The sequence below is a fragment of the Prevotella corporis DSM 18810 = JCM 8529 genome, from assembly GCF_000430525.1.
In the GTDB taxonomy this organism is placed as follows: domain Bacteria; phylum Bacteroidota; class Bacteroidia; order Bacteroidales; family Bacteroidaceae; genus Prevotella; species Prevotella corporis.
On the sequence record NZ_KE387158.1, the window covers coordinates 34,937 to 60,540 of the forward strand.

8 protein-coding genes are annotated in these 25,604 nt (G+C 44.2%); 3 read left to right on the forward strand and 5 right to left on the reverse strand.

What is annotated here, in order from left to right; translation table 11 throughout:
* Positions 1 to 7: 7 nt before the first annotated feature.
* The 5 genes from H515_RS15175 to H515_RS0112135 all read right to left on the reverse strand — a co-directional run bounded on the left by H515_RS15175 (position 8) and on the right by H515_RS0112135 (position 15,353).
* A complete protein-coding gene (locus H515_RS15175) occupies positions 8 to 5,230 on the reverse strand; it encodes a fibronectin type III domain-containing protein (RefSeq protein ID WP_021668935.1) in 5,223 nt (1,740 codons plus the stop codon).
* 19 nt (positions 5,231 to 5,249) lie between these two features.
* Positions 5,250 to 8,042, reverse strand: a complete 2,793-nt coding sequence (locus H515_RS0112120) for a SprB repeat-containing protein (RefSeq protein WP_244870085.1) — start codon at positions 8,040 to 8,042, stop codon at positions 5,250 to 5,252.
* A 446-nt stretch (positions 8,043 to 8,488) separates the two neighbouring features.
* A complete protein-coding gene (locus tag H515_RS0112125) occupies positions 8,489 to 10,546 on the reverse strand; it encodes a fibronectin type III domain-containing protein (protein ID WP_025064654.1) in 2,058 nt (685 codons plus the stop codon).
* A gap of 2 nt (positions 10,547 to 10,548) precedes the next feature.
* Positions 10,549 to 14,958 (reverse strand): hypothetical protein, encoded by a 4,410-nt coding sequence (locus H515_RS0112130; protein WP_244870086.1) that lies wholly within the window; start codon positions 14,956 to 14,958, stop codon positions 10,549 to 10,551.
* A gap of 188 nt (positions 14,959 to 15,146) precedes the next feature.
* Positions 15,147 to 15,353: a helix-turn-helix transcriptional regulator gene (locus H515_RS0112135; protein WP_021668939.1), complete on the reverse strand. Its 207-nt coding sequence runs from the start codon at positions 15,351 to 15,353 to the stop codon at positions 15,147 to 15,149.
* A gap of 218 nt (positions 15,354 to 15,571) precedes the next feature.
* Here H515_RS0112135 and H515_RS0112140 point away from each other — a divergent pair, with 218 nt between their 5' ends.
* The 3 genes from H515_RS0112140 to H515_RS0112150 all read left to right on the forward strand — a co-directional run bounded on the left by H515_RS0112140 (position 15,572) and on the right by H515_RS0112150 (position 25,419).
* The gene (locus tag H515_RS0112140) at positions 15,572 to 16,981 is read left to right on the forward strand and encodes a DUF3945 domain-containing protein (RefSeq protein WP_025064659.1); all 1,410 of its coding nucleotides are present in this window, start codon (positions 15,572 to 15,574) and stop codon (positions 16,979 to 16,981) included.
* A 21-nt stretch (positions 16,982 to 17,002) separates the two neighbouring features.
* A complete protein-coding gene (locus tag H515_RS0112145) occupies positions 17,003 to 19,114 on the forward strand; it encodes a type IA DNA topoisomerase (RefSeq protein WP_028902015.1) in 2,112 nt (703 codons plus the stop codon).
* Positions 19,115 to 19,209: 95 nt separating this feature from the next.
* Complete coding sequence (locus tag H515_RS0112150) at positions 19,210 to 25,419, forward strand: DUF2958 domain-containing protein (RefSeq protein ID WP_028902016.1); 6,210 nt, start codon at positions 19,210 to 19,212, stop codon at positions 25,417 to 25,419.
* The last annotated feature ends 185 nt before the right edge of the window (positions 25,420 to 25,604 follow it).

The window sequence follows — 25,604 nt, forward strand, 5'->3', positions numbered from 1 at the left end:
CTTGAAACTATTTTGTTGTTAATATCATATTTCTAAATGGTTCGTATTGGGGGCCTTTGGATAATGTGTGATTGTGACATAATTGTTCTAACAATTCAGAACGATTTATTCCTATTTTCCCCCATAATTTTGGGTTAGTCTCAAACACAGTTTTTGCATCGTTTGCTATGGCTTTTTCCAGCTTCTTGATAATATCTTTCTTTGTTACATCACGGCCTCCTTGCTGGATAATATAGAGTTGATCAAAATTGTCTATTGCTTCAAGATATGCCTTAAATTGCCTCAAATCTTTAAACATGTTGCGAGCAGACGAGTAGTTTTTTGTGTCCACAAAAATATTCACTTCTCGCCTCCCTGCTACATTTTGGTTGGTTTTTGCTTCCCATTTAATGTCAAATCGAAAATCACCTGTATCATCTGCATAAGCAATAAGATCTTCCAATTCAAGATTGCTGAGGGTATTGTGGTACGTATTGGAAATGTACTTTTGGGGATTACGTATTACCTCCAAAGTGGTGGTTCCCGCCTTGAACTTGTCTTTTGATTGCAATAACTCATTGATGAAGGCTGTTATTTGTTTCTTTCCATTGGGTCTTTTCAGCATGTCTGACAAGTGATGATCTACCAAGTAAACGAAGTCGTCCATTACATCCTTTAATGGTTTTACAGAGTTTGCCGGAACTGCTTTGTGCAAATCCTCAAATATTTTTGCTAAGTCCTCCAGTTCTATGGGCTTCCCCTTTATTCGTACCCCTTTGAGTACGTCCATGAAACTTTTATTAGAAGATAATGACTTTGTAAACTTAGCGGATGCTATTTCCTTCACCTCAGTAGACAGAGCATCTTCTATTTTCTGTGAAAGTTTCGACTCTTCTATAGCAACACCGCGACCTGCATCAACCTTAGGGTTACGAAGATACAGTTTATCCCCATCAAAATGTAAGGTGATATTATTTCCTATATGTATTTCAGGTACAAGCTTTCCTGCTTTCTTTATAAGTACTGTCGTAGCTTTCAGCCCCTTGGCTAATGGTCTTGTTATATCTGTTACTTTGTCGCAGAGCTGTAATCCCTTAATGGCATATCTTAGCCCACTACCGACTGTGCTCAACGTTTCCAATAGCCCTGGTGCTGCGGCATAATCTCCCAAAGTCAAAGCTACAACGGGTCCAACGACAGAACCCACAGTGTGAGCGAGTTTGCAGTCGTCCTCCACGAGTTCCTCAAGAGCAGCACCAATCATATGCTTTGCCTTGCAGAGGTATTCGTCTTGCTGACATAGAATATTACCATTCTCATCTTTAATCACTGCACTCTTAAAACTTTCCCATTGTGAAGATACTGATTCCGCACAATCTTCATGAAAAGCGCAAGTCAAAAGTTTAGCAAGTTTCGGTACCGACTGAATAATGTCAACAGTACCATTCCATAAACCGCAGACAAATGCAAATTTACTTTCGTCACTAAATCTGCCATCAGAAAGTTTATCTACTACAATCCAATAGTCTTGAGTATTCAATAAAAAGATGATGACATCTTTATAAATATTCGATTCTGTATTGCAACCCCATACGGAATCTGGAATTTTAAAATTTTCAATACCCTTGTCCAACAAGTCTGCTACCTCATAGAGAATAATAGCTTGTGCTGCCCAAGGTTTATCTTTGATTAGCTCACTGATATGTGATAGCTTATCTATAAATTCATCCGGACTTTCTATTCGTGAGAATTTGATAGTTCCATTCTCATTGGAAAAAATGAAATGTAAATATTTTTTATATTTACTTTTTAGTTCTTTTATTTCATTATCATCATACCCTTCTATGCTAATAATGATAACACGGTCCTTATCAAATTCTTTATTATCTGTCAGTGTGTTCTTTCGATTTGTCTGGAAAACCTTGGCCAGTTTGGACAATATTTGAAAACGAGAAATATTGGCGTGATCAGTAAAATGGATAAAAGACTGGAGAGAAGTCAATTTCTCATTCTCGGCGTTTGCAGCATCTTTACAAGCAGGTGAAGCATTTGCACCTTCGACCAAATCAAGCTCCCATTGTGATCCATCATCTTTGGCAATACGTTGTTTGATCAGTTCAAACTGAGCAGAAGTATATTTATATACGTCCAAAAATTTATACCAGACATAGCATTGGGGATTGCTGCTGTTTCTCCAAATAGCAACTTTCCCGGTCACCTTTACATCCGGAACTTTAAAAATATCTCCGTTATCGTTTATATAGATTCTTTTATCCCTATTCCATTTGTAGAATGTGCCTTTGTTATCTTTAAAAGCATAGATGAAGTATGTTGAATCATTGTCAAATATTCCAGCATATTCCTTGGGACGTGCTTGTATAATCCGACCATCAGGCGTAAACCCAAGATATTGTCCTTTAACTAAATGGATGTCCCCTTCATCAGTCTTATCCATCGCTGTAAACACGGCAGGATTGGCCATAACATTCCATTGGAAGGCGGCAAGTTCTTTTCCTTTTTCTGTGTAGTCAAGCAAATTGTTAGTTGTGCCCTGCGTGCCTTTGCCATACTCTGCATCAAAAGTATGCTGAAGTGTGAAAATGCCATGCCCTACTTCATGGGCAATGGTATGAACGATTTCTTCTGTATTAGGGCTGTTACCTGCGAAGATATACCCGAATCTGCTCTTGCGAGGCATTTCACCCAGTAAATCGCCTTTTTGCCCCTCAAGCCCCGTAGCACCATTCAGCACAAATAAATAGACACCATCCAATGTTCCTGCTGCTTGTTGGTAAGTCTTTTGCAGATTGAGCATCTCTGGAGTCTCTTTGACTTCCTTGTCATAGCCCCAAAAAGACTTACTAACGACACCCAACAGACTGTCTTTTTCTGTTTTTCTTTCCCTACTGTAATTGCCACGCATGCGCTCATCCACATTCACGGTAAACTGCACGCCAACAGGATTATAGATGGCATTGAGTTCCTGCTCAATGTCAGCTTTATCCAATTTTGCCTCGTTGATTGGAACAAGGGTTACCTTGTGCTGCTGATTGGCATAGCTTACCACGCGGAGTTTGCCAATGACCACTCCCTCGTAAACTGCAAAAACATCGTAACCGGAACCGGCCGATACAGAACGGAGACTAATCGTCCATGTCTGCTCCGCTTCGTTGAGTTGTGCAGGTAATGCAGCAGAATTCGGATCGGAAACAAAATGAACTTTCTTCAGGTCTATTTTCTTCTGACCGTCATACCTTGCCGTAACAATATCATTCTCTCCTGTCGGGACAAGTTTCCAAGGCGCAATATACCCCTTTGCAAACGGCTTGTAGAAACGATCCACCTTGACACTCTTCTTATACCATTTCTCCCGACCGGCATCAAAGGCATATTTCCCGTCTCCGCGTTCAAAGTGTATATAGCCATACTTGCTTGATAGGGATTCCGTATTGAAATCTCCAATACGAGTTACAGGCTCACAGGTGAGTTTTATGTTTTTATCTTGATTTCCATTTTCGGCATCATCATTTGTCCCTCCGGCATCCTGTTCTGCCGGACTGATCTGATAGGTATTTCCTTTATTGTCCGTAACCAACATGGGGAAAATACTCTCATACGAGGCGTTTTCCGGCACATCTATTTTGATGGTCTGTGGGTTACCGTCGGCATCGATCGTTTCTAACGCTCCACTCTCAGGATTATATGTAAACTGCGGTATGTCGGGAAGGGTAAAGTCCATTTTATGCTCACGCATACGGATCGTAGCCGGTTTGATGTCCTTGCCGCCGTCATCCACATAGTCAAGATTGGCTATCTTTGCTTTTTTCTCATCGTAGGACGCTTCCACCGTTCCGTCTATTTGGAAGTTATCCACATTGATACGGAGACGATCAAAACGTAAAGATACGGGAGCATCGATAATTGTCTTTAGTCGTGTTTTCCCACGGCCGGAATACCAACCGTCTCCTAATGAGACAGCCTCTGTTATGGTCATCGGATAGTCGCCACCAATGGTAACAATGTCTCCGGCTTTAATCCGCAAGTTAGGCTCCTGCGAAAGGTCTTCTCTCACAGGTTCCTTGCCACAGTCAGCCAGCAGCTCGTCATTCCGGCTACTGAGCGTAAACTCATGTACGTCCGAAAAGACAGGACGATCATCCGTGCAGAGCGTACCTACACGCCATTCGTATGTCCATCCCGGTTTCAATTGGGCAAGTGTAAGGTATTCGCCGGCAACACGTGTACTGCTCCATTCGTAAACATTTAGCTTCGTCTTAGGACGACATTCCACGACATACCCCGTTGTGCCAATGACCTTGTTCCATGAAAGTTCCACTTTGGCAAAGCGGGGAAGAGCTTTCAACCCAGTCGGTGCTTGACAATTGTCATTAAGATAGAACCAGTTGATTTCACTGAAACCGCCATTCTCAAACATGCCGACTTCATCAACCCCGTCACGGGCAATTGCCTGTACTTGCCAAGCGTAGCATCGATTTGGAAAAAGGATAGGTTCAAGATGGGTATAGTTCAACGTTGTATTACGGGTACGGATACGATATATCTCATTGCCATAAGCAAACGCAGACTGAGGAGCTGCGCCATTGTCCGGCAGTTCCTTCAATACAAACTCATACTCTGTTCCGGCAAGTCCCTGATGGCGGGGCATCCATTGGAAACGGATATAGAGAGGCTCTGTGATACCTATTTGGGCATCTTTCTCCGGGAAATTAAGCAAAGGAGGTTTCTTTACATCAAGATAAGAGCGGCCTGTATGCCAGTCAGACAAAACGCGACCGGTATAATAATCCACAACCTGAACAGAAATCTCTGTATATCCCACAGGAAGTTGTCCGTTCCTCAGATTCCCGCTGGTTTGGAGGTTTTGAGGTTGTAGATAAGGGGCGAGATCTATATTGGTCAGGCGGGTCGGGACATTTGCACTGAGCTCCAGCATCGGGTAGTTGATTTCCTCACGGCTAGTGGCAAGAAAACCTGTACTCTTAATCTTGATGCGCAGTCTGGCAAAGAGCAGGGGTTGCTGTAGGTCGCGGTTGAGCAGATTGACTATCAGCCTGTCACGGCTTCCGCTATAGTAATCAGACAAGTATGGACTTTGGGGTGATGGCCATTGGACAGTAGCATGAACAGGATAGTATTGGGCATAGAGTCGCCCACCTCCCACCACGGTAAGGAGGATGGCTACTAACAGTGTTTTGAATAGTTTACAAAAGTTCGTCGATTTTGTGCTCATACTTCCTGTTTATGTAGAGTTATTTCTTTTTCTTTGTAATCTTGAGTGTCGATTTCTCATTACCTACGGAAAGCTCCACTCCAAATATTCCGTCAATATCACCACGCAATTCATATTCAAATGTATGCTTAGAGACATTTTGTACAGCTTTTCTATCCATTTCTGTACCAGTCGGAGAGAGAAGGCGTAGGGTAAAGTCATGCGGTTCTTTCAGTTCAACATATACCTTAAAATCACCAGTTGTCGGATTTGGAGTAACTAAGAACTGTCTGATAAATCCGTCCTTACCGTCGGGTAGTACAACACTTCCTTCAGCGAGTACCTCAAGCCGTTGGGTTACAACGGTAGAACAGTCTCCCAAATAGCCAACGAGGGTTATTTCGTAAACACCAGCTTCGGGGATTGTAAAGGTTACCCTTTCATCAGATTTGCTTGTTACAATTGCATTTGCAGGCAACATCCACTCCAGTTTATCCGCACGGATTCGACTGATGTTGACTGCATGAATAGGAGCTCCTACAGTAACAGACGTAGGAGCTGTCATATCCAAAGGAAGTGCTGTACTACTTGTTTTGATTTCAATTTCAGCCATAGCGGTACATCCATTTTCATTGGTGATGACAACACGGTATTTACCCGCTTTTGATACAATTAGTTCCTTGCTCGTTTCCTCTAATTGTTGTCCATTGTGAAACCATTGATAAGTTACATTTTCCACATTAGGCAGAGCCGTTATCTTGCGAGACTGCTCATGGCAGAGTGTAAAGCCCGCACCAAGTTTCACAATTAAGGCCTCCGGTTGTTCAAGCACAACTCTATAGTGTAGGGAACAACCGGCTTTGTCTGTGATGACAGCAACATATTCACCTGCTTTCAGATTTTCTCGATTAGCTGTTGTGACATTATTATCATCTTCCCAACGTATGGTATAGGGTGCAGTTCCTCCTGACAATTCCAAAGATATGGCACCATTATTTGCATCATGGCAAGTTGGATTGGTGATAGTGGGTTTGATGGATATTGCATCCGGTGCTGTAACTTCTACATTGCCGGTAATAAAACAACCACGACTGTCAACAACTCTGACAAAGAAACTTCCCGCTTCCTCAATGGCCAGATTAGCCTCTGTCGCTCCTTCCTTATTCCACTCATAAGTATAAGGAGGCGTGCCACCTGTTACAGTTGTAGAAATAAGCCCACTTCCACTGTTACACGATGGAGGTCGTGTGGTAAATGATAGAGCAAGCAAGTCGGGCTGTTTGAGTTCAAAAACAGCCGATTCTGCGGAAATACCATTCGCATCAGTAATTTTGACTTGATATTGGCCTGCCACAAGGTTGTGCGCTATACTATCCACCTGCAAGGGAAGTTCTTCTTTGGCACCATCTGATACTTTGTACCAAGTGTAGGTATATGGGAGGCGGGCAGAAACGATAGGTTTGCCACCTTTCCCATGAGCCGTCAGTTCACCGTTACTATCGCCATGACAGCTGACGAAATGAGTTTCTTCAACCTCTACAGTCAACAAGGGAGGAGCTGAAAGGGTTATCGCTAATTGTGCATGACAACCACAAGGTTCTTGCTTGTCTCCGTTTTCAAGTGAGGAGTATCGCATATCTTCTGCAATAGCCGTATATTCCCCACGGGAAATGTTTCGAAGTGTATAGATGTATTGGGTACCGTCAGACCGTGATTCCGTTGGTGTAAATGATTGTCCATCACTTGTTCGGATAAAGTGAACGGTATATCCCGATGCAGATGGCGAACCTCCGGAAACTGCAATCTGTATGGAACCATCTGATGATTGATAGGCCAATGGACTTGTTTTTGCTATTTCCTTTATACTGACTGCCTCGTCAGGCTCTGTCAATGTTATTTGGTGGACAAGTTCTTCGCCTGAAGTTGATTTCGCAACACAACCATTACTGTCCTGTAGGCGAAGTGTATAGTTACCTGCCGATAATTGTTTAAACGTAGTACTTCCGGTATTGAAGGATTCTCTTTGTACAACAGAGCCTCCAGCATCCATCAATTCTGCAGTAAAATTTCCTGTTCCTCCTGATGCTGTCAGTGTTATCTCCCCATCATGGCCGGAGAAACAACTAACATTCTTTTGGGTGAAAGAATGAGTGATGGCTGGACGATTACTGATTGTAGTATTTAAGATGTGATAGGGTGTTTCAGTGTATGTGGCTAAGCCGTTGCTGTGTGTTCCCCTTAGCTGGTATGTATATGTACCTGCGACCAGATTGTTGATCCTAAAACTGTTTTCAGCATCAAGAGCATTCACATTAAAACCTGCACCTCCTACTTGAAAGAATGCCAAAACCTCACCTGGCCAAAGGGGTCTGTCCAGAAAAATGCGTATGGAGGCATCTCCCGATAGATGGCACTGTTCCAATGTTATATCATGGGATAGAATATGAGGGGCCGAGTAGGTCGGTGTCAATATAATCTTTTTATAATCTACCTCATTTCTTGTCTCATTGGTTATGGCATTGATGCGGAAAAGAATATTCTTACCTTGCTGTATCAGGCTGTTAAATATATTTTGGTCATATAGGTCTGTTCCCTTGAATGTAACAACAGATTTTCCTTCGCTGTAAGATACTGTATTAGGCATGTCATGCCAAGTACTTTCCCCCGATACTTGGTATTGCCACTTATAAGTAGATTCGACAAATCCCTTGGTTGCTTTCAGCGTAATAACATCATTGTCTGGTAACAGTTTCAATGAACTTTCTGCTCCTTGTCCTCTATCTGTAAAATAGTGGAGGTTGATGGAGATAGGAATAATTTCTAGATGAACCATTAAAGTCATCTTATCAATAAAGGACTTCTCAGCATCTCCTTTGTCAAAATCCATTTTAATATAAGGCAGATTATTATTCCATCTTTTTATATCCTCTGCATAATATTTTCCAGGTTTTATCCAAGCTGGTGTTTGTTTTTTGCTCCATATTCTAATTTGACTAGGTATATTTTTTGCAGTTGTCAAATAGTCCCTTGTGAATGTAGGAGGGGCATCTCCTATACTATGCTTATCTATGCCACCATGTCGCCAACGAAATAACTCCTCTTCATGCCCATAGCTACTTCCATAAAATTCAAGTTCGACAAATTTCATCGAGTTGCCATGATTTACAATTCGGTCAAAAGACAAACTAAGCCTATATTTTCCATCTGTTTGTCCGTATACCCACAGTGGTAATAAAGTCAAAAATGTAGTAAATAAAAATTTGCGGATATATGTCATTTTCATAATGCTACACCTTTTTTGATGGTTATTGGTTTATGTGCTCTTGTTTTAACAACTATCATATATTCATTTTTCCCCCCTTGTAATATGTCAGCATCTACTAATTCTCCTGATACAGGCAAGTTCTCTCTGTAAAGAACTCGTGTATTTGTGTTGTCTATCTTATATAAAGAAATAGAGATAACATCCTTGTTGGGTATATTCCATTTAATAGCGATGCCTTCTGGCAAGACTTCCAAATCAAATTTAATAGCTTCATTTTCGTCCTCTTCTTTTAACGATTTTATCTTAATGGGAGAAGATAAAGGGGAGCGCTGCTGATTGGCGGAATAAGCCATCACTTGATATTGATACGTTTTTCCTGATTCAATATCATTATCTTCGTGTCTGATAGCTGTAGGATTCTCAATACGCAAAACTTTCTGTTTTTCCTCATTTTCAGCATCTTTACGAAGCACAATAAAACCATCTATGGATATTTCATCTCCACTGACCCATTCTATAATATTCTTGCCTATCTCTGCAATCCCTCCAGTGATGATCGGTGCAGCAGGTGGAATAGTCTGTGGTTTGGATACTTCAATAGTTTCGCATTGTCCAGATTGGTTGTATCTCTCATCAAGGGATGTCAAAGCATAGTAAACCTTATCGTTAAGATTATTGATGTTTACACTATCCGTGTAGTATGTTTCGCGAATAGCCAAGTCAGTAATGGGTATCAGCTCTTCTCCCCTGGTCTGCCCACGATAAAGGCGATAACCGTAAATGTCGGCATCATGATTGGCATCCCAAGAGAGATGTACTGCACCAAGACTGTCTATATGAGCTTTCAGACCTTGTGGAATTGCAGGTGGAACACTGTCAACAGGTTGGATAAGTACAGGAAGCGAATGGGTAGATGCTCCGTGCTTAGCTTTAGCTTCTACCTTATAATATATGTTTTTCCCAATTTTTTCTATATGGTAATTTCTTTCGTTTGCTCCGATATTATTGGCTAGGGTACTATAGGTCTTATCATCCGTAGAGTGGAGTATGTTAAATCCACTGATAAGGTCTTGATGTGCACTATCAAATTGCCAAGCAATGTCTGCTCCACCAACCTTATCAAACTTTGAATCAGTAATCATAGGAGCTTCTTTCAATGCAGGATAAGCAATTCCAGAGACAACAGCACTATATTCTCCTTTGCTACCAAAGGGCGTAACGCCAACCACACGATAATATATGGTCTTACCTAACGGTATGCTATCCAAATAAGTAATAGGAGCATGAGGATTTTTGTCTGTATCCGCCATGCGGGTAACCGGTAAATCCGAAATCTGCTTAAAGTTCCTACCATCCTCACTCCGTTCAATGAAATAGGAGGAATAAAGGTATGACAACGTATTATAATCCCATGATAAAAGCGCACCAGACTCGCTGAACTGGGCAGATAGGTCTATGGGCTTTACTAGTTTGACAGTCTCATCTGCAATAGCAAATACTGCCCCTTGCTCGATATTTCTTTTTTCCTTTGGAACAAGAGATATTGCACGATAAAGATAACGCTCGCTTTTCTTAACATCCTTATCTTCCCATCCCCATCCAACTTCCTTAGCTACAGGGAAACACAGATCTGCTGCATAAAGTGAGAATAAATAACGCTGCTGACGCATTTCATCAAGAGAGATGGCTTTAGATATAGAATTATCACCAAGACTGACTTCAAAATCCTCTCCAAAGATTGCTTGCGCAATGACAGCTCCCATAGGATATTCAGCAGCAAGTTTTTTTAGCGTTTCCGTTTCTTCCGGCTTGAGATTTTCGTGGAGTATCTTGATTTCCGGATGTTCCAGAACAACACCAGAACGGGCTACCGTTAGACGTTCCAAACGCACCCCATACTTATTAAGCAGTTCCCAACTTTCTGCATCGGTTGAAATCCAGCGTAGCAAGATACGGTCAGATTGTGCTTCTGCACGCATCCTAATAGCTGGTGTTTGACCCAACTGGGCCATGCTCATAAGGGGGTATATGCAAAGAAAAGCAAAAAGGCTTATTACTTTTATATGGCGCATGCTTATTTATTTAAATTGAGTTGATTCGTATAGATGAACTCATAATCACTTGTCACAGTCCCATCTGGCAGGGTATAACTTATAATTGACTTGTATCTGCCCTTCTTCAATATGGGCAACGAGCCGATGACAAATCTGGTATAGATCTGTGGAGTAACGGATTCCCGATTATTAATGATGGAATTCTGCAAATCTCGGTAGTCGTTGAATGACACTAGAGATGCATCGAATGTGAATGGGAACCGGAACAGGGACAGGTTTATTGATCCAGACTGCAACAAGGAAAGATAATTCTGACTTGGCGAGAATGCCTTATATGGAGGAATACCTGTTGGCAGTTCTTCCCTTCTTACAAGGTGTATATTACCATAAGGATATCCTTCATAGACAAGTGGAATAACTGTGTTTGTAAAATACTCCTCATTGAGGTCGGAATGAAAAGAGAGCAAAGGTATGTATTGTGTCTTCTCCACGCCTATGACTTCTGCTTCGTCAAAGGATTCCTTACTTTGCACTTCCGCACCCAATGTAAGGCCAACACCTGCATCTATGGCAACATCGTCACGGACTTTCACACCTCTCATCTTATCCCTAAACGTCTCATAAAGGCTGGTTGCGAAGTGGTATGCCAGGATAGACTGTTCAAGGTTACTGGAAATCATTGCACTGGCCTTATTTCCGCCAATATGCCCGGAAAAGTCTTCGTCGCCATTTGTTTCTAAGCCTTCGGAAGATTTATCACTTGTGTCTGCATTGTCTTTCTGTGTGGCAGAATATGATAAATCCAATGTATATTCAGTTTGCCTTTTTAAGACAGGAAGGGTGAACTCCAGACGATTTTCAGCTTCATTATAGCTAAAGTCAGTAACTATGCTTTCATTCTGCTTCGTAACGAAAGCCAGCTTGTAGTCAAACCCTTTCTCAAACAGGTATTTTTGTCCAAACTGCAATTGTACATATCCCTTGCCATACTCCTTGGTCAGAAGGTATTTCTGGCCAAGCACAGGGTAAGAATATACAATGTTCTGTACAGGTATATCCGATGGAGCACCTCCTGTAGTAAAATGGCATACCTTCTCTTCATAGGCAGGCTTACCGGAAGTCATCACTGGTTTCCATTCGCCATTCTTCAGTTCTTCAAAAACGATGCGGACCTCAGCCGTTAATTCTGTGTTAGGTGGAAGGATCTCTTTAGACTGGAAGCGGACATCAGTCTTATCTTTTCCCCAAATGAGTTTTCCTGCAATGCTATGATTTTCCTTATCTTTAACGACAAACTCCTTGAGACTGATGCGATAGTAAACAGTCTGCTCTTCTTCACCAGTCGCCTCAAAACTCTTATCCATTGCAATATTGAATGTTGCCTGTGGTACAGAGAAAACACTGACATCCTGCTCGCCATCAGCAGGGGCCAGGTCATTGATCATAGGTTCATCTATAGGAGAGCTGCCAGGGATGATGACATCGCATTTCTCACCAATTGTCAGTTTAAACCGTGCCCTGCCCTTGATTAGCCCAAGAACATTGAGACTCACTCCTAAATATCCCTTAAAATATGTTGGGTCTGGTAATCCCGCTTGCAAAAGCGCAGCCGCGCCTCCTTTAATTACAGGTACGCGGATACGGATGAACCATAGTTTTACTTTTACGCCTAATTCTCCTTGTAGATAGGCATAGGTCTGTCCTTGAGCATACCATCCATCCATACCAATGGTACCGGAGCGTCCCTTGCACTGCGCCTGTGCATAGTCTTTTAACATGATGTCAAATCCAATCCCAGCATTGAAATTAGCATACATCATTAGGAACTGAAGGTCTCCGGTTTTCACTGCAAGTTCAGAGCCAAAGGCAAACCCCTTACCAGTGCTTAGTGCATCAAGATTTCTCCCAAGGCTAAGTCTTCCTATGTCTTGTCCCAAGAGGTCTGCAACGGCCTGCGGAGGAGCGGGCATATCGGGGATACGATTTCCTGCCATAAAGTATGACCCTGTTTTTACGGCAAGAATATTTCCAACAGCTAGCTGTACTCCCAACCTGTTAGTTGGTGTACCAAGATGTAGATACCATTCTTTTGGATCTATATGTAAAACACTCCAACCAGCCTTCCCACGTTCTCCTACGCCACGGATAAATTCCGAAGGGGTGTTGAGGTAAACATCTGAACGTGCATACAGTACATTGTTCTGGAAGTCCATTTGGAAACATAAAGTACCTGATAATCCCATATCTTTAATGGCATCAGGCATGGATTTGATGGCTTCAGCCAGTTGCGTCCAGTCATTCTGTTTGAACTGTTCTGATAACTTGGCAGGGAAAGTACGTTGCTGTTTCTCTAACTTTTCGCTGGTAGAGGCACTACCACCTCCTCTGTTAGGAAACTCTCCATAACCATAAAAACCTGCTGATTCCAAGCCACCTGCTTTTGAGAAAACCATTTCAAAAGCAGCCTCTCCATAAGCCGCCTTGCCTATTTCAATAACCGTAGAAGCCTTGAAGCCAAATCCCATAGAAGCATCCGGAATATAATTGGCATTCGTGAAACGGCCACCATTAGGATTGCGACCTTCCGCACGTACGCCTGAGGTTAATGCGCCTCCAATACCATTCAATGTCATTGCGCCAACAATGGGCACACCGGGCTGGAAAGTCGCCATTCCATCTGCATACCAATAGTGAAAATCCTCTTTGCACCCGAAGGCTGCACGTGCAGTAATGGATGCATCATATTTAGCCCGTTCTTTTGTGTTTTTGTCTATTTTGCCATTAAAGGAGAATCCCAAAGTTACGTCTCCAGCAAAGCCATAACCATATATTGCATCTCCTCTATGCCAATTGAGTTCTCCTTTCATCTGTATAACTCCTGCTATGACAGAATTTACGGCAACAGTCCCTACTTCCAACTTATCAAACATCCAAGTGTTTTGCTCATATTTGGCAAGTAGAGATAGTTCCGTAGCGCCGGAGAATAAGTTTTGTCCAAGATTTAGCCCCGCACCAATGGTCAATCGGACGTGTTTAGTATCAGAATTGTTAAGTGCTATTTTATTTATAGATAATGGAAAGTTTCCTAGTTTTGCTTCTCCTTCATAACCGAAATATTCTGCGGAAATATAAGGTGCTACGGTTGTTAGTTTAAGACTGCGGAAACTAATCTTATCAAATTTTGTTTGTGATGTGGAGTCGCTGTTTCCCTCTTTTCCAAGAGTCATATATCCATGAAGTACAGCTTCCGGGACAAAATGGTCTTCTACTAAACGAAGAGTTATATTTGAGTTCTTCTCAAGATATGCCTTTGCATTAAAAATAGAGAAATCAAGAGACTCTTGATTTTTAACCCGCAATGTATACGCGTTGTTGGGCTGCAGATAGCCTTCATAGCCCAAAGTTGTATTCTTGCCTTTAAAAGGTAAGCCAAGCTTACCGGAGAACTCTGCGGAAACAAGTTCATTGGCAATAAGGTTTAAACCGAAATGATCAACAGAGAAACGCCATCCGTCTGCACTACCTCTATCTAGTGAAAGAATGCTGTCGGCAGCGAATAATCCTGTAATGCCATAATCGTCTATTAGTAATCCCTTGGCAGAAAAACTTGCTCTTGAAAAGGCCTTCGGTAAGGTTATTGACACATTCTCTGCATACACACCCCTCCACAAAGCTTGTTCATCAGGAAGATAACCTTGCTGGTATTCTTGTGGAAAACGTGTTATGTTGGAATTTCGCCTGCTACTGAAATCCAAAATGACATTATCAAGTGAGAATATATAGTCTTTCAACCCTTTTATCTCAAAACTTGGCAGATTTAAAGAAACAAGTAAATCATCCCAACTTTCTATGACTGTGCTGAAATGCCCGATAACCTGATTTAAGGAATTACTTTCTTTATCAAAATCATCTGCTGATAGTCCGTTCTTTGTTTCGTTTCTCTCTATATTTTGTCCCCCAGCCTTTACTATCAGTGAGGTTGGGAAATGGACTTCTGCATCCATTGCAAGATTATGGAAGCCATCACACCCAATTGTCATATAGGTGTTACTTTGAGAAAATCCTCGCTCTTTATTAAGTCCTTTTCCCTTTAGGACAATTTTCGTGTTACCTCCATTAAAGGGTATTTCGACATCATGCAGAAGCGAAAGTTTTAGTTCTCCTGTCAATCCACCGGTATGCGTTCCTTTTATTCCTTCTGCCCCAAAAAAAAGAACCGTACGTTTGCCATCTGCCCCCTGTGGAATAACAGCTTTTGCATAAACGCCAATTTCTGTGGAAGAAGTCCGCAATGCAAAGCGACTTATGGCGATAGTTATCTCCATACCTCCAATCGTACGTTTCATGGCGATTGGAAGGTTTATTACCTCCTCTTCGTTATAATTCAGATCCTCTACATATGCATTGGTTTCCGCAATACGTGCAAACATATTGTTCAGATCACCTATCTGTTGTATGGAATTGCTTTTTGTCTGTGAAAAGGATACATTTGTACTCAATAGTAAAGTACAGAGTAATATGCTTATTCGATAACAAGCAATATTTTTCTTTAAGAGGGCTATGAAAACTGTCTGTATTTTCATAATGGCAAAGATTGTAAAGATAAAGAGACAAACAGTTATGTGCATTTTGTCGATACAAGAAGTTCTCTAATATCAATATCAAGTACCAACGCTATTTCTAAAAGAGTATCCAAAGAAGGCTGGGTCTTATTGGAGCTCCATTTTGAAACTGTATTCTCGGATTTTCCAAGTTGCTCTGCCAGCCATTTGCTTGTACGCTGCTTCTCCACAAGCACAACTTTAATTCTATTTATTATCGTCATACGATGATTTTATTTATTTCTTCATCCATTAAATATCCTACAAAGTTACTCATTGTCTATTGGATTGACGAAGAAAATGACAGAAATTTTTGAAAATCCGTCATTTTTCCCAATATTTCCCGATTTATCCTACCTAATCCTCGATTTCTGCCTTTTCTATTATATACTTATAACTTCGCTGTGTTACAGTTATTTATTCATCTTAAAAACAAAAAAATATGGAACCAAACAACAATGACAACTATGTGCTGGTCTTGGAAGACCGCACGGAAGTGAAGAATGAGAAAGAAGCGGGAAAACTCTCCGTAGTTTCAGGTATTGACGACAAGGGTAACCTTAAAACCACCGAAGCAATCGCTGCGAATCAGGCAGCGTTCTTGAAGTTTAACAACAAGGACGGACTTCTAAAAAACTTCATGAGCAATTTTCTCCGTCAGTTCAACGACCCATCTCGTTTCGGACTGTACAAAGTTTTGGCAAACAATGTAGAACAAGGTGTGGACAATCTTCGCACCATGTTGCAAAGCCGCGAAAAGCCAGAAAGCAAACAGAAACTGACAGAGATTGGAGTATCCTTTGACGATTATCTGCCGAAAAAGAAGAACACCACAGTCATTGATGAATCAAAGATTGATTGGAAGCAACTCGACAACCTCGGTCTTACCCGTGAACGACTGAAACAAAGTGGAGAGTTAGAAAAGATGCTTTCTTGGCAGAAGAGTAACCTTGTTACTATTGCCGTACCTATTGGTGATACAACTATCTACACCGAAGCCCGCCTTGCTTTCCGTACGGACGATAGCGGCAATATCGGCTTGGCTATTCATCCTTTACGCAAGGAGCCACAGCTTGACTTCCCCTATATGGGCTACAAGTTCTCTCCCGAAGAGAAAGAACAACTACTCACTACGGGCAACCTTGGCAAGACAATCGAAGTAACGCCAAAGAACGGCAATCCTTTTTCAGCCTATGTCTCCATCGACCCACAGACCAACGAAATTGTAGCCCTGCGTGCCGACCGTGTGAACATTCCCAAGGAAATCAAGGGCGTTACCCTTTCTGACGCTCAGTATAAAGACCTTGTGGAAGGCAAAGCCGTGAAGGTGGAGGATATGACCGCCAAGAGCGGCAAGTCTTTCAACGCCACCTTGCAGGTCAATGCCGAGAAGAAAGGCATTGAGTTCATCTTTGGCGACAACAAGAGTTTAAGAGAACGACAGGAACACAAACAGACACAGCAGCAAGGCGTCCCACATAAGCTTTGCGGCTTAGAGTTATCTGATAAACAGCGTGAAGCCTTGGATAGCGGTCGTACACTATATCTAAAGAATATGGTGGACAAACAGGGACAATCATTCAACGCCTATGTTCGCATGGACAAGGAACAGAACCGCCCACGTTTTTACAAGTGGAATCCTGACAAGAAGCAGGAAACTGGCAAGGAAAAGGTGGTTGCCGTAGCCGAAGAACACAAGACGCAGGTAGCGGTCAATAATGACGGCAAGACCAACGAAGCCACGAAGAATGTGAAAGAGCCATTGAAGACTGGGCAAACACAGCCCACTGCCGCCCAAAAGCAGAAACCGGACGAAAACAAACAGAAGAAGTCTCGTGGACGTAAGATGTAACCCTTAATTCTATTATCGACTATGACAACTTGTATTATCGCCGAGAAACCCTCGGTAGCCAGAGATATAGCCCGTATCGTTGGGGCAACGAACAAGCAGGACGGATATTTGGCTTCCACTCCGTCCGCCGATTTTCAATTGGAAGGTAACAGCTATTTTGTTACATGGGCGATGGGACACCTCATCACCCTTGCTATGCCTGAAGCCTACGGCTTTTCTGCCTACAAAGCCGAAGACCTGCCCATTCGTCCCAATCCTTTCCAACTTATTGTCCGCCAAGTGCGCAAGGACAAGGAATATATATCAGATCCTACGGCACTAAAACAACTCAAAGTCATACGTTCCTGCTTTGACAAAGCAGACCGCATCATCGTAGCCACCGATGCAGGACGGGAAGGAGAACTCATATTTCGCTACATCTATCAACATATTGGTTGCAGAAAACCTTTCGACCGTCTTTGGATTTCATCATTGACGGACAAAGCTATCCGTGAAGGACTTTCCAATCTTAAGCCGGGAAGCCATTACGACAATCTCTATTATTCCGCCAAGGCAAGAAGCGAAGCCGACTGGCTCATGGGTATCAATGCAAGCCGTGCACTGTCCATCGCCCGCAAAGGAGGCTATTCCTTAGGACGGGTACAGACTCCAACCCTTGCTATGGTCTGCCATCGGTACATAGAAAATCGTGATTTTTCTTCCGTACCTTATTGGAAACACTCTGCACTCATGGAAAAAGAGGGCTTGTCGCTGAAAGCCATTGGCAGTAAAGACTATGAGAATGAAGCATCGGCACAGACTGCTCTCGCCCAGCTTCGCAGTCAGAGCCAGCTTACGGTAGAATCGGTCGCAAGAAAGGTAACACATACCGCACCACCACTCTTGTACGACCTTACTGCCTTGCAGAAGGAAGCCAACAGACGCCACGGCTTTTCAGCAGACAAAACCCTCTCAATAGCCCAGAGCCTCTATGAGAAGAAAATCACGACCTATCCCCGAACAGGCAGCCGATACATCAGTGAGGATGTTTTCGAGGAAGTACCCGTCCTGCTCCGCAAGATAGGAGAAACACTTCCGACTCCGCTTAACCGTCATTCGGTGGACAATGCCAAGATTACTGACCACCACGCCATTATTCCTACAGGAGAAACGCCTTCAAGAATGTCGGCAGATGAAACAACTATCTATCAAATGGTGGTTAATCGCTTTGTCGAAGCCTTTTCCTCCAATTCAGAGGAAGAGCATATGCAGGTACGGTTCACGGACGGCACCAACACCTTTACTTGGAAAGCATGCCGACAAATCTCTTTGGGTTGGAAAGCCGTACAGAAAGAACTGGTTGCTGATGTAGAGAAAAAGGTAAACGATGATGAACAGGTGTTGCCTTCCCTTCCTGACTTGACAGAGGGAGAGATTTTGCCTCTTGTTTCTGCTGAGATCACCGAGCATAAGACCAAGCCAAAACCACTCTACACGGAGGCTACTTTACTTTCTGCTATGGAGAATGCGGGTAAGGATGTGGAGGAGTCAGACAAGCGTAAGGCAATGGCGGAGTGCGGTATAGGAACACCTGCTACCCGTGCCAACATCATCGAAACGCTTATCCTCCGTGATTACATCCGCAGAGAGAAGAAAGCCATTGTACCGACCGAGAAAGGCTTGGCTGTCTATGAGATTGTCAAGGACAAGCGAATCGCCAATGCGGAGATGACAGGCTCATGGGAACTTACCCTTGCTGCCATCGAAGCAGGACAGATGCCGCCCGAAAAGTTTGCACAAGGCATCAACTCCTACGTTGGCACCATTTGTGAGGAACTGCTTTCTCTTGCCCCCAAACAGAAGTCTTATCCCACCTATCGCTGCCCCAAGTGTGGCAGTGAGAGCGTGGGCATCTATACCAAAGTCGCCAAATGCAGGCACGAGGGCTGCGACTTCCGCGTCTTCCGTGAGGTTTGCGGCACGCTTCTCACAGAAGACCATATCCAGGACTTGCTGGCTACAGGACATACACCCATCCTCAGAGGATTGACGAGCAAGGCAGGCAAAAAGTTCAACGCCCGACTTGTCCTTAATGAAGATTACACCACATCTTTTGAATTTGAAAACAGGAAAGGAAAACAACGAGGGAGATAATCTCTATAGAAACAAAGCGGAACAGAAGAGGTCGGAAGGTGATATTCTTTTATCTTCCGACCTTTTTCCTCCTCCTTAATTAAAAAAGAAACACTATGGCATACAATAAGAAAAACGTCCTTGAAGCCAACACAGAAGCCATCCGTGTTGTGCTTCGCTTGGAAAAAGAACGCCGCGAAGCCACCGAAGCCGAGAAAGACATATTGCGCAACTATCAGGGCTTCGGTGGCTTGAAATGCGTGCTGAACCGATGTGACAGTCCCGATGATCTCCGCTATTGGAGCCAGTCGGAGCAACAACTCTTCGAGCCTACCCAAAGGCTCAAACAGATGATTTACCGTGATGCCGTCGATGCCAATACCGCCAAGCGGTACTGGGAGAGCATCAAGGCAAGCGTACTAACGTCTTTCTATACAGATACCCGTATCGTTGCCGCCATTTCCGATGCGCTTACTTCTGTAGATGTACCCATACGTCGCTGCTTGGACCCTTCGGCAGGCATGGGAGCCTTTACCGAGACTTTTGCTAAAAGGGCTGGAATGGTCGATGCAATGGAAAAAGATTTGCTCACTGCCCGTATCTCACAATCCATTCATCCTTATGGGCAAGGCAATATCATTGTCCGCCAAGAACCCTTTGAAGCCATCGGAGAGTTGGAAGATAAGGAAAAATACGACCTTATTACAAGTAACATTCCTTTCGGGGATTTTATGGTCTATGACCGTGAGTACAGCAAGGGCAAGGATGTTCTTAAGAGGGAATCCACACGAGCCATCCACAATTACTTCTTTGTAAAGGGATTGGACTGCATCAAGGAAGGTGGCTTGCTGGCATTCATCACCTCGCAGGGTGTATTGGACAGTCCCCGCAATGAAGCCATACGTCGTTATCTTATGCAGAACAGCCGCCTTATCTCTGCTCTCCGACTGCCATCAGGTATGTTTTCAGACAATGCAGGAACAGACGTAGGCAGTGACCTCATCGTCCTGCAGAAGCAGACTGGTAAAGAAATCAGCGAGGGGATTGAACAGCAGTTTGTAGAAACTCTTTCCGTTCCCAAAGAAGAAGGCTCTTCTGTCGTCTTCAAGCACAACTCACTTTTTGCAGGAGATTGGAAAGACATTGCCCACCGTATCATCGCCACGGAACGCATAATGGGCAAAGACCCATACGGCAAGCCTGCATGGGAGTATCGCTTCGATGGCAGCATTGACGATATGGCGGAGAGTATCAGGGCACAGCTCTCCTTGGAATTTGAGCAACGCTTTGATCGAAAACTCTATGAAACAGGCATACCTATGACGGAGGAGGAACGGCAGAAAGAAGCTGAAAAACAACTGAGAAAGTTAGGTATAACGGTAAATTTACCCAAAGAGGATCCCAAAGTGCACAAGGAGGCGAAGAATGCCTATAATTTGATGCCCGACAGTATCAGGAAGCAACTACCTAAACTTTACAGCACGGAAAAGGAACTTATTGGTGATAAGGTCGCCTACGCACGTTATTTCTTCCCGATGGGAGCATATACGGCTTATCTCTTAGAATATGACCCCAAAACTCGCATTGGTTTCGGTGTCGTAACAATGGGCTACGGCTGGGAGTTGGGTAATATGTCGCTTGACGAGATGGAGGAAGTGAAGATACATGGATTGGGTATTGAGCGAGACCTGTACTTCTCTCCTAAGAAATTGCACGAGATAGCCGAACTGGAAGAAGTCGTCAGGGGACAATATACCAAAGAAGAAGTGGTGACAGAGGAAATCAAGGAAAAGGCTGCACCCGAAGTTCAGACTCCGACAATGGAGGATAGCCTTTCTACGGAAAATGCCAAAGAGGAAGTCCAAGTTGAAAAGGTAAGTGGGCAAGTGGATAAAACGGGCGGTGAGCAGACAGTACAGATACAAGAGGCAGGCTCTACTATTGAAGAATCAGTCCCAGAGGGCGTACCCGTACTTAGCCTTCACCGTCAATATGAGCAGAAGGTGAGAGAAATTCGCACCGATGTGGAAGCCCCACGGGAGATGAACGGGCAGACTGTCTATTTTGATGATGACCACCACCCGGTGATGGACAGCATGGACGAGCGACAGGAAACGGAGCAGCCTTCACTATTCGCTCCGGTGGAATACAATCTCTGGACGCAGGAAGTAAAGCGCGTGAACGGCGAGATTAAGGAAGCCCCTAAACCACAGGTTCAGACAGTCCAAAAGCATCCAGAAAACAAAGTAGGAAAGGAGAACAAGGAAACACACTCGACTGTCACTCCGGGGCGTAAAACCAAAAGAAAGGGCAATAATAAGACTGCCTCCCCTTCATACCTTGAGCCATCCCTCTTTGACTTTATGAACGAAGCCGAAGAGCGGAAGCCACAACCGATAACAGAGGTTAAGAAAGAGTTTGACGCTTCACCACGCCCTTTTCTATCATTGCCGGACTCTCACCTGAGAGATGGTTCCATTGTCGTGCAGAAAGGTCAGGTGGGGTTTCTTTCCGACTTAAAGCGACATCCAACCTTTAACCCGATGGACTTGCCGTATGCGCAGCTTTCCCGACTAAAAAGCTATATCGAGATACGGGAGTGCTATCATCGTCTCTATGACTACGAGGCAGAGAACCATGCAGAAGACAGGGAAGATAGAAACAGGCTCAACCACCTATATGATGACTATGTTGCACGCTGGGGCTACTTTAACCAGAAGGCGAACACCGACATCATCAAGATGGATGCCACAGGCGTGGAAATGCTCTTCTTGGAACGCTCTGAAAACGGCAGGTACGTCAAGGCGGACATCTTTGACCATCCAACAGTTTTTTCTACCACGGAGCTGACCGTTGCCACAGACCCGATGGAGGCACTGGGCGCATCGCTTAACAAGTACGGTACGGTGGAACTTGACTATATGAGTTCGCTTTTACCTGATATGGAGGAAAGCGACATCATTTCTTCCTTAGAAGGCCGCATCTATTTCAATCCCGAAGAGAATGCTTATGAGGTTGCGGACAAGTTCATTTCGGGCAATGTAATAGAAAAGGCGGAGCGTATTGAGTCATGGCTCTTGGAACATCCCGACCACGAAGAGGCAAAGCAGAGCCTTGCTGCGCTGCGTGCAGCCACGCCAACACCCATTCCTTTTGCAGACCTTGACTTCAATCTCGGTGAACGCTGGATACCTGCCAAGGTCTATGGTAGGTTCGCTTCGGAGTTTTTCGGCACGGATATTGGCGTATCCTACCATTCCAACATGGACGAGTACAGCATTGTCTGCGACCGAAAGAATGCCAATATCTGGCACAAGTATGCCGTACAGGGTGAGTTCCGCCGTTATGACGGTATCAATCTCCTGAAGCACGCCCTGCACAATACCATTCCCGACATCAACAAGAGCAAGGAGGTGGCGGATAAGGTTACGGGAGAAATCAAGACCATCAAGGTGCGTGACGGACACGCCATACAGATGGCAAATGCCAAGATTGAGGAAATCAGACAGGGCTTTGTCGATTGGCTCGGACGCACGCCAGACACCTTCAAGCAGCAGTTATCCGACCGTTACAACCGCCTTTTCAATTGTTTTGTACGACCCAACTTTGACGGCACGCACCAGACGTTTCCAGACCTTGACCTTAGACGATTGGGCATTGCCGACCTCTACAAGAGTCAGAAGGATGCCGTATGGATGCTCAAAACCAATGGTGGCGGCATCTGCGACCACGAGGTGGGAGCGGGAAAGACACTCATCATGTGTACGGCAGCCTATGAGATGAAGCGGTTGGGACTGGCAAACAAGCCGATGATTATCGGACTGAAGGCAAATGTATTCGATATTGCCGATACCTTCCGCAAGGCTTATCCCAATGCAAGGATTCTCTATCCGGGCAAGAATGATTTCAGCAAGCAGAACCGCCAGCGCATCTTTAATGACATCAAAAACAATGACTGGGATTGTATCATACTCACGCACGAGCAGTTCGGCATGATACCGCAAGCCTTGGAAGTACAAGAGGCTATCTTGCAGAAGGAGAAGGACTCTGTGGAGGAAAACCTCGAAGTCCTGCGTATGCAAGGAGCGGAGATTTCCCGTGGTATGCTCAAAGGCTTGGAAAAGCGCAAGCAGACACTTGAAGCCAAGTTACAGAACATACAGGACAGCATCGCCGAAAAAAAAGACGATGCCGTGGACTTCAAGATGATGGGTATCGACCATTTGTTCGTGGATGAGAGCCACCAATTCAAAAACCTGATGTTCAACACTCGCCATGACAGAGTGTCGGGCTTGGGCAATCCGGACGGCTCGCAGCGTGCCCTGAACATGCTCTTTGCCATTCGTACCATACAAGAACGGTCGGGCAAGGATTTGGGAGCTACTTTCCTTTCAGGAACGACCATTTCCAATAGTCTGACGGAACTGTATCTTCTGTTCAAGTATCTGCGCCCGCAGGCTTTGGAGAAGCAGGGTATCAACAGTTTTGATGCTTGGGCAGCAGTTTTTGCCAAGAAATCGACCGACTATGAGTTCTCCATCACCAATGAGATTATCCAGAAAGAGCGGTTCCGCACCTTCATCAAGGTGCCAGAGCTGGCTGCCTTTTATGCGGAGATTTGCGATTTCCGCACGGCAAAGGACATCGGTATCGACCGTCCCGAGAAAAACGAGATACTGCACAACATACCGCCCACGCCAGAGCAGGAAGAATTCATCGGCAAGCTGATGGAGTTCGCCAAGACGGGCAATGCCACACTCTTGGGACGTGCACCGCTCAGCGAGAGCGAGGAAAAGGCAAAGATGTTGATAGCAACCGACTACGCCCGCAAGATGAGCTTAGATTTACGCATGATAGATGAAAATGCTTACTCAGATCATATCGACAACAAGGCAAGTCACTGTGCCAAGATGCTCAATGACTATTATCAAAAGTATGATGCGCAGAAAGGGACGCAGTTTGTTTTCTCTGATTTGGGGACTTACAAGCCCGGCGAATGGAATGTCTATTCGGAGATAAAGCGTAAATTAGTGGAGGACTACCATATCCCGGCATACGAGATACGTTTTATTCAGGAGTGCAAGAACGAGAAAGCAAAGAAAGCGATGGTAGATGCGATGAATCGTGGTGACATTCGCATTATCTTCGGTTCTACCTCTATGTTGGGAACTGGAGTCAATGCCCAGCAACGAGCTGTGGCTATCCATCATTTGGACACGCCTTGGCGACCTTCGGACTTGGAGCAGCGCAATGGGCGTGCCATCCGAAAGGGAAATCTTGTCGCCAAGGAGTTTGCGGACAACAAGGTCGATGTCATCATCTATGCCGTAGAGCGTTCCTTGGATAGCTATAAGTTCAATCTGTTGCACAACAAACAGCTCTTTATCAACCAGCTAAAAACAAACACCTTGGGTAGCCGTACCATTGATGAGGGTTCGATGGACGAGGACAGTGGTATGAACTTCTCAGAATATGTAGCAGTGCTTTCAGGCAACACAGACCTTTTGGAGAAAGCAAGATTGGATAAGAAGATTACCACCTTGGAATCAGAGCGCAAGAATTTTCTCCGTGAGCGTGATGCCGCAACGGGCAAGCTGGCAGAGATTGAGAGTTCCGTGTCCTTCCATTCCGACAAGATTAAGGAAGCTAAAGCTGACTTGGCTTGCTTTGAGCAGCGTGTGGAACGGGACAAGGAGGGACTGCCCGTCAATAAACTGACAATCAAAGGTGTAGAGGACAGCACCGACATAAAGGTCATCGCCGCCCGTCTGCATGAGATAGAGGAAAAGGCTCGTACCAAGAGCGAGTACAACAAGATTGGCGAGGTTTACGGCTTTTCCATCATGGTCAAGACGGAGAGCACTTCCAAGGACTTGTTCGACTGCTCGATGAACCGCTTCTTTGTCAAGGGACAGGAAAGCATCCACTATACCTATAATAACGGTAAGTTAGCGGCAGACCCGAAACTTGCCTGCGAGAACTTCGTAAATGCCTTGGAGCGTATCCCTAAAGTGATAGAGTCGCATGAGAAGGAAATGGCAAAGGCAGCAGCCAACAAAGACGTTTACACCAATATAGCCAAGGGCTCATGGAAGAAAGAGAGCGAACTGCGCGTGCTCAAGGGGGAGGCAGCAGAATTGGACAGAAAGATTGCGCTTACGCTTGCACCGCCAGAGGAGGAAAAAGAAGAGACGGAGAAAGTAAACCAAGGAGAGAATTTGTCTAACAACAATCACTCAGCTGGAGTAAAGAACGAGAGTTATCCTACTCATGACAAGAAAGAAGACAATCGTTCACAAAACTTCAGACCCAAATGGAGACACTAAACGCATGTTTATTATCCAATGGAAGCAAAAATGTCTTACTTTCATTTTTTTTAGTAGACATAAATAAAGTACGGGAATATTGCAATTGAAATTCCCGTACAAAATTATTGCCAGATAGATTCCCTATTCCAATGGTCTGGAAAACCTATCTTATAAATAGGAATGTCCGGATTTTTCTCTATCAG

Bases quoted from the DNA above. Each gene is read 5' to 3' on its own strand.
- H515_RS15175 (WP_021668935.1), bottom strand. From the start codon at position 5,230: ATGAGCACAAAATCGACGAACTTTTGTAAACTATTCAAAACACTGTTA.
- H515_RS0112120 (WP_244870085.1), bottom strand. From the start codon at position 8,042: ATGGTTCATCTAGAAATTATTCCTATCTCCATCAACCTCCACTATTTT.
- H515_RS0112125 (WP_025064654.1), bottom strand. From the start codon at position 10,546: ATGCGCCATATAAAAGTAATAAGCCTTTTTGCTTTTCTTTGCATATAC.
- H515_RS0112130 (WP_244870086.1), bottom strand. From the start codon at position 14,958: ATGTTTGCACGTATTGCGGAAACCAATGCATATGTAGAGGATCTGAAT.
- H515_RS0112135 (WP_021668939.1), bottom strand. From the start codon at position 15,353: ATGACGATAATAAATAGAATTAAAGTTGTGCTTGTGGAGAAGCAGCGT.
- H515_RS0112140 (WP_025064659.1), top strand. From the start codon at position 15,572: ATGGAACCAAACAACAATGACAACTATGTGCTGGTCTTGGAAGACCGC.
- H515_RS0112145 (WP_028902015.1), top strand. From the start codon at position 17,003: ATGACAACTTGTATTATCGCCGAGAAACCCTCGGTAGCCAGAGATATA.
- H515_RS0112150 (WP_028902016.1), top strand. From the start codon at position 19,210: ATGGCATACAATAAGAAAAACGTCCTTGAAGCCAACACAGAAGCCATC.